Genomic DNA, 12,329 nt, shown 5'->3' on the forward strand with positions numbered 1-12,329 from the left:
TTTTATTCTCCTATAAATTTATTGGGAACAGTATATCTTTTACAGTTACTAAAAGCATTAACCCCATAAGAAATGCAAATCCAACAAAATTTAACGCTCCAACAACTTTATCTGGAACCTTTCTTTTTGTTATTAATTCAATTAAAAGAATTACTGTCCATCCACCATCTAGCGCAGGAAGTGGTAATAAATTAAATACTGCAAGATTTACACTGATAAATGCAGTTAAGTTTAATAAATTCCATATACCAGCCTTTGCCGCTGCACCTGATAATTTTATGATAGTAACAGGGCCACCAACATCAGTCTTAAGATTAGCTTCCCCAGTAAATATCATCTTAAGTCCATTAAAAGTTTGATCTACAACAGACACTGTTTTATATAAACCAGCTTTTATGCTTTCTATTATAGTAGGATTTTTTATTTTTTCAAAGTAAAATCCTAACATATCTCTTTTTTCTTCCTTATTATATTCTGGTTTAACTTTTAAATTTAAAAGTTCTCCATTTCTTTCAATCTCTAAATCTAAAGTCTTACCTTTAGATAAAGCTATAGCAAAAGTTACATCATCTGAATAATGAACTTTATCTCCATCAACTTTTATAAATTTATCTCCTGACTGTATACCAGCCTTTGCTGCTGGACTATTTTCTGCAACTTTATCAACTTTTGTAGAAGCATATCCAAAGTTACTAATAATTGTAGTAAATATAACAATAGCCAGTATTAAATTCATTATAGCTCCTGCTAATATAATAGTAATTCTTCTTAAAGGAGATTTTGATGAAAAACTTCTTTCATCTTTAACTTCTTCTTCTTCCCCTAGCATTTTTACATAACCGCCTATAGGTAATAACCCTAAAGAATACTTAGTTTCTTTTCCATTTACAGAAAAAATCTTAGGTCCCATACCTATTGAAAATTCTTCAACCTTAACCCCATTTATTTTGGCAAGGATAAAATGACCAAACTCATGAACTATTATAAGTAATCCAAATGCTATTATAGCATATAGTATATACATTTAATTTCCTCCTAGCTATATTTTTTCCTTACATATTCCTTTACTTTTTTATCTAGAGAAATAACATTTTCTAAAGTTACTTCTCCTTCCCCTTCTTTCTTAAAATACTCCATACAGTGTTCTATTATATCTCCTATTTGAAGATATTTTATTTTTTTATTCAAATACAAGTCTACTGCCTCTTCATTTGCTCCATTTAATATTGTAGGCATTAATTTTCCATGCTTTCCAGCTTGAAAAGCTAATTTTAAACATTTAAATGTATCTATATCAGGCTTTTCAAATGTAAGATTTGCTATTTCATAAAAATTTATTCCATTTGCAATAGATTTTTCTCTACTTGGATAATTAAGCGCATACTGAATAGGAAGCCTCATATCTGCTGATCCTAATTGTGCTATTATACTATTGTCTTTATATTCCACCATTGAATGTATTATGCTTTGTGGATGTACTAAAACTTGTATATTATCATATTCACAATTAAATAACCAATGTGCTTCAATAACTTCAAGTCCTTTATTCATTAGAGTTGATGAGTCTATTGTTATTTTTCTGCCCATACTCCAATTAGGATGATTTAAAGCCTCTTCTAATGATATATTTTTTAAGTCCTCAATCTTTTTACCTCTAAATGGACCTCCTGATGCAGTAAGAATTATTTTTTTTAATTCTTTAATAGAATTTCCTCTAAGACTTTGAAATATTGCACTATGTTCTGAGTCTACTGGTAAAATTTTAACACCATACTTTTTAGCTTCTTTCATAACAAGCTCACCTGCTACAACTAAAGTTTCTTTATTAGCAAGAGCTATATCTTTTTTACTTCTAATAGCATTAATAGTTGGTTCTAAGCCTATCATTCCAACTACTGATGTTACAACTGCATCTATCTCATCTAAGGATGCTATTTTATTTAATCCTTCTATACCTTCAAATACGTTTATAGCTAACTTTTTTTCCTTAACATACTTTTCTATTTCATCTTTTGATTTTTTATCCATCATTCCTACATATTTGGGATTAAATTCATCAATTATATCTTTTACCTTATCTACTGAAGTATTTGCTGTAATTCCAATTAAATTTATATTATTAGATTTTCTAATTACATCTAAAGTTTGTGTTCCTATTGAACCTGTTGCTCCTAATATCGAAATGTTTTTCATATCTTTTCCTCCATATTTAATTTAGCTATTACAAAATATATCTTTTACCATAATACTATATATAGGACCTATTATTATACCTATTATACCAAATACTTTTATTCCTATATAAACAGAAATAAACATTATTAAAGGATGCATATTTAATTTATTACTTAATAATTTCATTTCTAAAAGTTCTCTTAAAATTTGTATTAATATATAAAGGCATATTAATCCAAAAGATATTAGGTAATTTTTTATAATAATATTGTATATTATTATTGGTATAAATACAATTATTGTTCCCACATATGGAAGTAAATCTAATATACCGCATATTATTCCAAGAATTATAGACTCCTTAATTCCTAATATTTTAAATCCTATTATAGTTATAATAGTAGATGTAATTACAAGAACAGATTGAACAACTATTATTTTTTTTATATTTTTTCTGCTATTATCAATTCTTTCTAAAGTATTATTTGGAACAGCTTTAAATATATAATTTATTATCTTTTTTTTGTCTACAAGTATAAAAAAAGTACAAATATTTCCTATAAAATAACTAACTATCCCTTCACCTGTATTTATAGCACCTTTTGTTATAAAATCAGGACTAATTAGTTTTAACGCTTCATTGCTTATATTTACATTTCCAAATACATTTTCCAAAAAATCATTAAATTCTAATATTAAATAATTCATTATATTTATGTTTTCTCTATAAATATCCATTAATAATTCAAATATATTTCTACCTAAGTAATATAAAGTTAATGCTAATGTTAAATTTAATAAAAGCAAACTTAAAAGAGCTGATAATTTATTACTAATTTTAAACTTTAACAATAAATTATATATGGGATTTGACAGTAACAATGTTATGCATATCCATAAAAAAGGAGTAAAATACATTTTTATAAAAAACACAAAAAAAACAATGAAAAATAATAATAAAATAGCTTCTATAACCTTCTTATGTTCTCTTTTTAATTCCATAACCCTCCCCCTTTGTTTTTATTTATATGCAAAAAAAAAAACTCTTAGAATTTAAAAAAGAGAGCTCTAATTTAAATTAGAGCTCTCTTTATATACATACTATAAATGTTAAATAATAAAATACTACAAGTCCTGAAAATAATATGCTATCAAATCTATCTAATATACCTCCATGTCCTGGTATTAAATTACTATAATCTTTTATTCCAACATATCTTTTTATTGAAGATGCAACTAAATCTCCAAATTGACTAAATACTCCACATAAAATACCTATTATAAAATAATTATAAATTGGCATTATATAAATATATTTTGATACAACTATTCCAAATAAACCACAAAATAATGTTGCTCCTATTATCCCTCCAATAGATCCTTCTATTGTTTTTTTAGGGCTAACTTTAGGACATAATTTATGTTTTCCAAAAAACTTTCCTGAATAATAAGCTGCAGTATCAGTCATCCATGAGCCTATAAATATAAGCCAAACAAGGAATTCACCACCATATTTTATATTTACTAAATGTAAAAAACTAAATAAAATTCCAACATACATAAATCCTAGCAATGTTAATGAAACATCTATAAAAGTATATTTTAAATTAACAACAGGAATTATCAAAAGTATAAATGTTGAAAATACAACTAAATATGTTAGATACTGAAAGTTATTATTTAATGCATAAAATAATAAAAGCATTAAATATCCTATTATTGATATAGGATTAAAATCTTTTTTCTTTAAAGCACTATAAAATTCATGCATACCAATTGCAGAAATTATTAAAGTAAATAATTCTAGCCAAATTCCACCTAAAAATACAAATATAATAAACGGAGCAATCATTAAAGCACCAAGATATCTGCTATTTGATTTCACTAGAAAACCTCCTTATTTATTATTTTATTCCACCAAATCTTCTATCTCTATTTTGAAAATCATAAATGGCTCTTCTTAAATCTTCCTCTTTAAAATCAGGCCAGCAAATATCTGAATACCAAAATTCAGAATAAGCACACTGCCAAAGAAGAAAATTGCTTAATCTTTGTTCCCCAGAAGGTCTTATTATAATATCCGGGTCAGGTATATCTTTTGTATATAAATGTTTTTCAAAAATCTCATCATTTATATCTTCTAAATTAATATTCCCATTTAAAACATCTTCTACAATTAATTTTGTAGCTCTTATTATTTCATCTCTTCCACCATAATTTAAAGCTATATTCATAGTTATTCCTGTATTATTTTCCGTCTTTTCAACTGATGATTTTATTTCTTTTTGACATTCTATAGGAAGTTTAGATATATCTCCTAAAACATTTATTTTAACGCCGTTTTTATGTAGCTCATTAATTTCTTGTTTTAAATATTGTATTAATAATTTCATAAGTGCATTTACTTCATCTTTTGGTCTTTTCCAATTCTCAGTTGAAAATGCGTATAAAGTCATATACTTTACCCCAAGTCTATCTGCTTCTTTTAATACTCTACGGATAGTTTCAACACCAGCTTTATGACCCATAGTTCTTGGTAATTTTCTCTTTTTAGCCCATCTTCCATTACCATCCATTATTATAGCAATATGTTCAGGAATATTACCCATATCAATATTTATGTTATTATCTATATTTTCTTTTTCCCCTTTTAAAAAATTAAGCATGAGTTTCCTCCCCACCTTTATTTATGTAAAAAACCTGCTAAAGAGCAGGTTTTTTGTTTAAATTAGATTGACATTATCTCTTTTTCTTTTGCTTCTATTAACTTATCTATTTCCTTAACAAATTTATCAGTAGATTTTTGAATATTATCTTCAGCTTTTTTCATTTCGTCTTCTGTAAGCTCTCCATCTTTCTTAAGAGCCTTTATCTTATCATTTGAATCTCTTCTAATTGATCTTAATGCTATCTTAGCATCTTCTCCAGCTTTTTTTACATTTTTAACTAGATTTTTTCTAGTTTCTTCTGTTAATTCTGGTATTATTAATCTTATAACAGCACCATCATTTGAAGGATTAAGACCTAAATCTGAAGTAAGAATAGCCTTTTCTATATCTTTTAAAAGAGTTGATTCCCAAGGAGTTATTTGAAGAACTCTTGGTTCTGGAGCAGATATGTTAGCTACTTGATTTAAAGGACACATACTTCCATAATATTCAACTTGAATTCTGTCAAGCATTGTAGGATTAGCTCTACCTGCTTTCATTGTTGATAAATCACTTTGTAAAACATTTATTGTTTTTTGCATTTTTTCTTCTAGTGTTTTGAAAATCGCCTTAGTCATAAATATCCTCCTTTTTTTATTTTGAAACTAATGTACCTATTTCTTCACCTGTAATTGCTTTTTGAATATTTCCTGGTTCATCTAAACCAAATACTAATATAGGAATTTCATTATCCATGCATAAAGAAGTCGCTGTTGAATCCATAACTTGTAATCCTTGTTCTAAAACTTCTATATATGATAGTTTATCATATTTTTTAGCATCTGAATACTTATGAGGGTCTTTGTCGTAAACACCATCTACTTTTTTAGCTAGAAGAATTACGTCTGCTTCTATTTCAGCCGCTCTAAGAGCTGCTGTAGTATCAGTTGAGAAATATGGATTTCCTGTTCCAGCTGCAAATATAACAACTCTACCTTTTTCTAAATGTCTCATAGCTCTTCTTCTTATAAAAGGTTCAGCTATTTCTTTCATTTCTATTGCAGTTAATACTCTAGTATCTACTCCAACTTGCTCAAGTGAATCTTGAAGAGCTAAAGCATTTATACAAGTAGCCATCATACCCATATAGTCAGCAGTAGTTCTATCCATACCTTCGCCGCTTCTACCTCTCCAGATGTTTCCGCCTCCAACTACACATCCAACTTCTACTCCTGAATTAACTAATTCTTTTATTTCTAATGCTATTCTTTTCGCTACATTAAAATCTAATCCAAAACCATTAGTTCCAGCAAGAGCCTCACCAGATAATTTTAGTATTACTCTATTATATTTACAATCTGCCATTTAAATCCCTCCAAATATTCATATGTTGATTTTCAAAAAAAGAGAACACAAGGTGTTCTCTTTTGTAGGTCACTATTTACCCATTTGTTTTGCAACTTCTTCAGCAAAGTTTTCTTCTTTCTTTTCGATTCCTTCGCCTCTTTCAAATCTAACAAACTTTGTTATAGTCATTGGAGCACCTGCTTCTTTTGACTTTTCTTCTAATAACTTAGCTATTGTCTTATCTCCATCTTTAACCCATACTTGGTCAACTAAACAAACTTCTTTGAAGTATTTTTGAATTCTTCCCATAACCATTTTTTCAACGATTTTTTCTGGCTTTCCTTCATTTAAAGCTTGAACTCTGTAGATTTCTTTTTCTTTTTCTAATGATTCTTGATCTACTGAATCTCTGTTTAAGAATAGAGGGTTAGCAGCAGCTACTTGCATACATACTTCTTTAGCTACTTCTGAAGCTACTTCTTGATTTCCTTCAGTTGAAACTTCAACTAAAACACCAATTCTTCCGCCACCGTGAATATAGCTTTCGATTGCACCATTTTCTAATGCTAATCTTTCAAATCTTCTTACTGTCATATTTTCTCCAAGCTTAGCAACTAAAGCAGTAAGAGTTTCTTGAACTGTAGCATCTCCCATTTTTTCGTTTAATAATTCTTCTACTGTTGTAGCATTGCTTTCAACTACTAATTTAGCAACATTTTCAGCAAATGCTATGAAATCTTCATTAGCAGCAACGAAATCTGTTTCACAGTTAACTTCTACTATTGAAGCTTTCTTTTTATCTTCAGTTACAAAAGTTTTAACTATACCTTCTGCAGCTATTCTTCCAGCTTTCTTAGCAGCAGCAGCTAATCCTTTTTCTCTTAATACTTCGATAGCTTTTTCTATATCTCCATTAGTTTCTGTTAAAGCTTTTTTGCAGTCCATCATACCTGCACCAGTTTTATCTCTTAATTCTTTAACTGACTTTGCAGTAATCATTATAATTCCTCCTTAAATTTTAAAAGTAACCCTTATCATCTAGGGTAAAAGGTAAATGAAGTTACCCTCACCTACCTTTTATTTAGCATCTATATTATTCAGCTATTTGTTCACCTTGTCTTCCTTCGATTATAGCATCAGCCATTTTAGCTGCGATTAATTTTACAGCTCTTATAGCATCATCATTTCCTGGAATTACGTAATCAACTTCTTCTGGATCACAGTTTGTATCTACGATAGCTACAACTGGAATTCCTAATATTTTAGCTTCTGAAATAGCATTCTTTTCTTTTCTTGGGTCAACTACGAACATAGCTCCGATATTCTTTGAATCTAAATTCTTGATACCGCCAAGGTTCTTTTCAAGCTTTTCCATTTCGCCTTTTAATTTTATAACTTCTTTCTTAGGAAGAACATCAAATGTTCCATCTTCTTGCATTCTTTCTAAATCTTCTAATCTCTTGATTCTAGTTTTGATAGTCTTGAAGTTTGTTAACATTCCACCTAACCATCTGTTGTTTACGAAGTGCATGTTTGATCTTACAGCTTCTTCTTGAATAGCTTCTTGAGCTTGCTTCTTAGTTCCAACAAAAAGTACTTCTTTTCCTTCTTCTGAAACTTCTCTTAAGAAGTTATAAGCTTCTTCTGCCTTTTTAACTGTTTTTTGAAGATCTATAATATAGATTCCATTTCTTTCTGTGAAGATGTAAGGAGCCATTTTAGGGTTCCATCTTCTAGTTTGGTGTCCAAAATGTACACCAGCTTCTAATAATTGTTTCATTGATATAACTGACATATTGTTACCTCCTGGTTTTTTCCTCCACTATCGATATAATTACAATAAACCTTAAATAAAGGCACCTATATCATAATTTCGATAATGTGTGTATTTTTATTACCTTAGATAGTATATCATAAGGTAATTTTTCTATCAACATAAATTTATTTTTTTTTATATTTTTATATAAAATAATACGAGTAACTAAAATTCAATGTTACTCGTATTATTGACTACTTTATCTTTTTTAATTCATCAAGTAATTTATCATTTAATATTCTTATATGAGTTCCCTTCATACCTAATGACCTTGACTCAATTACTCCAGCACTCTCAAACTTTCTTAAAGCATTTACTATAACGCTTCTAGTTATTCCAACTTTATCAGCTATTTTTGATGCTACAAGTAATCCTTCATTTCCACCTAACTCATTAAATATATGTTCTACAGCCTCTAATTCTGAATATGATAATGTTCCTATAGCTAATTGAACTACAGCTTTCTTTCTTGTTTCTTCTGCTAGTTCTTCTTGTTTAGCTCTTAACATTTCCATTCCTACTATCGTTGCGCTATATTCACATAAAACAAGATCATCATCTGTAAATACTTCTCCAAATCTTGCTAGAAGTAATGTGCCTAACCTCTCTCTATTTCCTATAATAGGTACTATAGTTGATAGCTTGTCTGACATAGTGCACATTCCTATTCCATCAAAGACACATTCACCTTTGTTTGGTAAATTAGCTAAAGTTTCTGAAACCTTTAATAACTTTTCATTATAATCATTTGGAAACTTTTTTTCTTCTATAACTTTCTCTTTCATTATTTCACATTCAAAGCTAGTTGCAAAACTATGACCAATAACTTTTCCTCTTTTGCTAACAATATAAACATTACAAGCTAAAACATCACTTAAAAGTTCACATATGTCTTCAAATGCTACTGCTTCAGTTCCTGACTTTTGCAGTATTTTATTTAATTTTCTCGCTTTATTAAGTAGTGATGACATTAAAAATCCTCCTTGATATCTAACTATTTCAGATTCATATTGTCATTTGTTAGAATATTTAAAATTGTTTTAATTTTTTAACAAATCCGTAATACTAATACAGTTTATCACACCAAGTTATCTATTTCAATATCATTCTAATTTTTTTGACAAAGCTTTTATATTATTTTAGTTTAATCTTCTTTAATTTCTTCTTTGTTAATTTTTAGTTCCTCTTTATGTTTGCATTCTGGATTTGAACATTCTATATAATCTCCAGATTTTTTAGAATATTTTTTCACCATATAAGATCCACATTCTGAACATTTTTCTTTGACTGGTTCATTCCAACTTACAAAATCGCAATCCGGATATCTAGAGCATCCAAAAAACTTCTTACCTTTTTTACTTCTCTTTGCTAAAACTTTTCCTCCACATTTTGGACAAGGTGCATCTATTTCTTCTACTATTGGTTTAGCATTTTTACATTCTGGATATCCTGGACAAGCTAAAAACTTTCCATATCTTCCTTTTTTAATAACCATCATTCTTCCGCATTTATCACATTGCACATCACTAACTTCATCTTCTATAACGACCTTTGCCATTTCTTTTTCAGCTTTATCAAGTGATTTTTTAAGTGGTTCAAAAAATTCTCTAACTACAGATTTCCATTTAATTTTTCCTTCTTCTATACTATCTAGATTTTTTTCCATACTAGCAGTAAAGTCCACATCAGCTATTTGTTTAAAATATTCACATATTATATTATTAACTATAAAGCCTAATTCTGTTGGTATTAAATTTTTCTTTTCCCTATTTACATAATCTCTACTTAATAATGTTGAAATTGTAGGAACGTAAGTACTAGGTCTACCAATCCCCTTTTCCTCAAGCAACTTTACAAAAGATGCTTCTGTATATCTTGCAGGTGGTTGAGTAAAATGTTGTTTTCCTTCAATATTTGCTACTGATAACACTTCTCCCTCTTCAAATTCTGGAAGAGATGTATCATCTTCTTCATTTATAGCATATTCATAAATTTTCATGAATCCATCAAAATTTATTGTTGATCCTGTAGCCTTAAACTTGTAATCACCATTTAAAATATCTATAGAATTTGTATTTAAAATACAAGATGCCATTTGAGAGGAAACAAATCTCTTCCAAATTAAAGTATAAAGTTTATATTGTTCAGGTGATAAATTTGCTTTTGCTACCTCAGGAGTTATATCTATATTTGTAGGTCTTATAGCTTCATGAGCATCCTGGATATTTTTCTTTCCTTTATAAACTCTTGTTTCTTCAGGTAAATACTTCTCTCCATAATTATTTAAAATAAAGCTTTTAGCACTTTCTTGCGCTTCTTTTGATATTCTAACAGAATCTGTTCTCATATAAGTTATAAGACCAACTGTTCCGTATCCTTTAACTTCTACACCTTCATATAAAACCTGAGCTACTGACATAGTTTTCTTTGTCATAAAATTCAATTTTTTACTAGCTTCTTGTTGAAGTGTACTTGTAGTAAAAGGTGCTAAAGGATTTTTAAGTTTACTTCCCTTTTTTATTGAAGCAACTAAAAATTCATCTTTATTTAATTCTTCTATTACTTTATTAGAATCCTTTTCATTTTTCAATTCAATTTTCTTATTTTTATAAGTTGAAAGCTTTATTGGGAATTTTTTTCTTCCCTTTTTAAGAAAGCAATCAACCGTCCAATATTCTTCTGCTTTAAACCTTTTGATTTCTTCTTCTCTTTCACAAATTAATTTAAGAGCAGCTGATTGAACTCTTCCAGCACTTAATCCCCATTTTACATTTTTCCATAAAATTGGACTAATTTCATAACCAACTAATCTATCTAATATTCTTCTTGCTTGTTGTGCATCAACTAAATCTTGATTTATTTTTCTTGCATTTTTTATAGAGCTTTTAACTGCTGATTTAGTTATTTCATTAAATACTATTCTGCATTCCTCGGAATCATCTATCTTTAAAAGATTAGCTAAATGCCAAGAGATTGCCTCTCCTTCTCTATCAGGGTCAGTAGCTAAATATATTTTATCTGCTTTCTTTGCAGCCTTCCTTAAAGATTTAAGTAAATCTCCTTTTCCTCTTATTGTAATATATTTAGGTTCAAAATCATCATCTATATCAACACCTAACTTACTTTTAGGTAAATCTCTAACATGCCCCATAGAAGCTTCAACAATATAATTTTTTCCTAAGTATTTTCCTATTGTTTTAGCCTTCGCTGGTGATTCTACTATTACTAATTTTTGGCCCATAATTAACTCCAATTTTTATTGGAGTCTTCACCCCCTTAGATTCAAGTTATTCTTACATAATAATTTCCAGGTAAACTTAATATTTCATTTTTAATTTGCAGTTCAAATAATAAACCATATAAAGTATTTCTGTCAACCTGTGATTTTACAAATATGTCATCAATATGTACAGGTTCATTCTTAATCATGCTTAATATATTGCTAGAATTAGCTATAGTTTTTTCTATCTTCTTTTCTATTTTAAATATAGTATATATATCATCTAAGCAAGTATATATATAAGCACCATCTTTTATTAGAAGATTACATCCTAATCCCCTGTCTGAAAATATATCATGAGGAACAACTAAAATATCTTTTCCTTGATCTAATGCACAACTAGCTGTTATTAATGAACCGCTTTTTTTATTAGCCTCGGTTATAATTACCCCTTTTGCTAATCCACTTATTATTCTGTTCCTTCTTGGGAAATTATATGCATTAGGTTTTGTTCCTGGCAAAAACTCCGATATTATTAAACCGTTTTCTTCTATTCTTTTTAATAATTCTTTATTGCTTAAAGGGTAACATATATCTAGTCCACAACCTAAAACAGCAATAGTTTTTCCATCATTTTTTAAACATTCATCATGAGCTATTTTATCTACCCCAAGTGCTCCTCCACTAACTATACATACCTTGTTTTTAGACAGATCTTTAGCTATTAGTCTAGTTGACATTTCTCCATATGAAGTATTTTTTCTAGCCCCAACTATAGCAACTATTTCTTCATTTAATAAATTTATATTCCCTTTATAAAAAATTATGTAAGGTGGTTCCTTTATATTTTTTAGACTTTCAGGATAATTACTATCATTAAATGAAATAAACCTTATATTAAGCAATTTTAAGTTTTCAATTAGCTTCTCAGTTTTATTTAATTCTTTATATTTATCATAATTTGTAAATTTTTTATTACTAAATGGAATTTCACTTTTTATTTCATCAAAATGAAGAAAAATCATCTTCTCATCTTTATATTTTTTTATAAGTTTAATTTTTTGAAGATTCGTACATTCCATTAACATTAACCATAATATATATTTTTCCATTTGTCTACCTC

12 protein-coding genes are annotated in these 12,329 nt (G+C 28.3%); all 12 read right to left on the minus strand.

Annotated elements, in window-relative coordinates:
* Positions 1–10 precede the first annotated feature (10 nt).
* A complete protein-coding gene (gene rseP, locus AC4FQW_RS03075; protein ID WP_491147173.1) occupies positions 11–1,024 on the minus strand; it encodes an RIP metalloprotease RseP in 1,014 nt (337 codons plus the stop codon).
* A gap of 11 nt (positions 1,025–1,035) precedes the next feature.
* Positions 1,036–2,193: a 1-deoxy-D-xylulose-5-phosphate reductoisomerase gene (dxr, locus tag AC4FQW_RS03080; RefSeq protein ID WP_491147175.1), complete on the minus strand. Its 1,158-nt coding sequence runs from the start codon at positions 2,191–2,193 to the stop codon at positions 1,036–1,038.
* 21 nt (positions 2,194–2,214) lie between these two features.
* On the minus strand, positions 2,215–3,177 hold the full coding sequence (locus AC4FQW_RS03085) for an AI-2E family transporter (protein ID WP_303127093.1): 963 nt from the start codon (positions 3,175–3,177) through the stop codon (positions 2,215–2,217).
* 88 nt (positions 3,178–3,265) lie between these two features.
* Positions 3,266–4,060: a phosphatidate cytidylyltransferase gene (locus tag AC4FQW_RS03090; RefSeq protein ID WP_303127091.1), complete on the minus strand. Its 795-nt coding sequence runs from the start codon at positions 4,058–4,060 to the stop codon at positions 3,266–3,268.
* A gap of 19 nt (positions 4,061–4,079) precedes the next feature.
* Positions 4,080–4,841 (minus strand): undecaprenyl pyrophosphate synthase, encoded by a 762-nt coding sequence (uppS, locus tag AC4FQW_RS03095; RefSeq protein ID WP_491147178.1) that lies wholly within the window; start codon positions 4,839–4,841, stop codon positions 4,080–4,082.
* Positions 4,842–4,903: 62 nt separating this feature from the next.
* A complete protein-coding gene (frr, locus tag AC4FQW_RS03100) occupies positions 4,904–5,461 on the minus strand; it encodes a ribosome recycling factor (RefSeq protein WP_303127087.1) in 558 nt (185 codons plus the stop codon).
* Between the two features lie 16 nt (positions 5,462–5,477).
* The gene (gene pyrH, locus AC4FQW_RS03105) at positions 5,478–6,188 is read right to left on the minus strand and encodes a UMP kinase (RefSeq protein ID WP_303127085.1); all 711 of its coding nucleotides are present in this window, start codon (positions 6,186–6,188) and stop codon (positions 5,478–5,480) included.
* 72 nt (positions 6,189–6,260) lie between these two features.
* Complete coding sequence (gene tsf / locus AC4FQW_RS03110; protein ID WP_303127083.1) at positions 6,261–7,169, minus strand: translation elongation factor Ts; 909 nt, start codon at positions 7,167–7,169, stop codon at positions 6,261–6,263.
* Between the two features lie 94 nt (positions 7,170–7,263).
* On the minus strand, positions 7,264–7,965 hold the full coding sequence (rpsB, locus tag AC4FQW_RS03115) for a 30S ribosomal protein S2 (protein WP_303127081.1): 702 nt from the start codon (positions 7,963–7,965) through the stop codon (positions 7,264–7,266).
* Between the two features lie 215 nt (positions 7,966–8,180).
* Complete coding sequence (codY, locus tag AC4FQW_RS03120) at positions 8,181–8,957, minus strand: GTP-sensing pleiotropic transcriptional regulator CodY (RefSeq protein WP_303127079.1); 777 nt, start codon at positions 8,955–8,957, stop codon at positions 8,181–8,183.
* A gap of 173 nt (positions 8,958–9,130) precedes the next feature.
* Positions 9,131–11,227, minus strand: coding sequence for a type I DNA topoisomerase (gene topA, locus AC4FQW_RS03125; protein WP_491147182.1), 2,097 nt, complete (start codon positions 11,225–11,227; stop codon positions 9,131–9,133).
* Between the two features lie 41 nt (positions 11,228–11,268).
* The gene (gene dprA, locus AC4FQW_RS03130; RefSeq protein ID WP_491147184.1) at positions 11,269–12,318 is read right to left on the minus strand and encodes a DNA-processing protein DprA; all 1,050 of its coding nucleotides are present in this window, start codon (positions 12,316–12,318) and stop codon (positions 11,269–11,271) included.
* Positions 12,319–12,329 lie beyond the last annotated feature (11 nt).

The organism is Clostridium sp. TJA085 (assembly GCF_058310235.1).

Excerpts from the sequence above, each read along its gene's own strand:
- tsf (WP_303127083.1), bottom strand. The coding sequence starts at position 7,169 with ATGATTACTGCAAAGTCAGTTAAAGAATTAAGAGATAAAACTGGTGCA.
- AC4FQW_RS03085 (WP_303127093.1), bottom strand. The coding sequence starts at position 3,177 with ATGGAATTAAAAAGAGAACATAAGAAGGTTATAGAAGCTATTTTATTA.
- topA (WP_491147182.1), bottom strand. The coding sequence starts at position 11,227 with ATGGGCCAAAAATTAGTAATAGTAGAATCACCAGCGAAGGCTAAAACA.
- codY (WP_303127079.1), bottom strand. The coding sequence starts at position 8,957 with ATGTCATCACTACTTAATAAAGCGAGAAAATTAAATAAAATACTGCAA.
- frr (WP_303127087.1), bottom strand. The coding sequence starts at position 5,461 with ATGACTAAGGCGATTTTCAAAACACTAGAAGAAAAAATGCAAAAAACA.
- rseP (WP_491147173.1), bottom strand. The coding sequence starts at position 1,024 with ATGTATATACTATATGCTATAATAGCATTTGGATTACTTATAATAGTT.
- pyrH (WP_303127085.1), bottom strand. The coding sequence starts at position 6,188 with ATGGCAGATTGTAAATATAATAGAGTAATACTAAAATTATCTGGTGAG.
- rpsB (WP_303127081.1), bottom strand. The coding sequence starts at position 7,965 with ATGTCAGTTATATCAATGAAACAATTATTAGAAGCTGGTGTACATTTT.
- dprA (WP_491147184.1), bottom strand. The coding sequence starts at position 12,318 with ATGGAAAAATATATATTATGGTTAATGTTAATGGAATGTACGAATCTT.
- dxr (WP_491147175.1), bottom strand. The coding sequence starts at position 2,193 with ATGAAAAACATTTCGATATTAGGAGCAACAGGTTCAATAGGAACACAA.
- uppS (WP_491147178.1), bottom strand. The coding sequence starts at position 4,841 with ATGCTTAATTTTTTAAAAGGGGAAAAAGAAAATATAGATAATAACATA.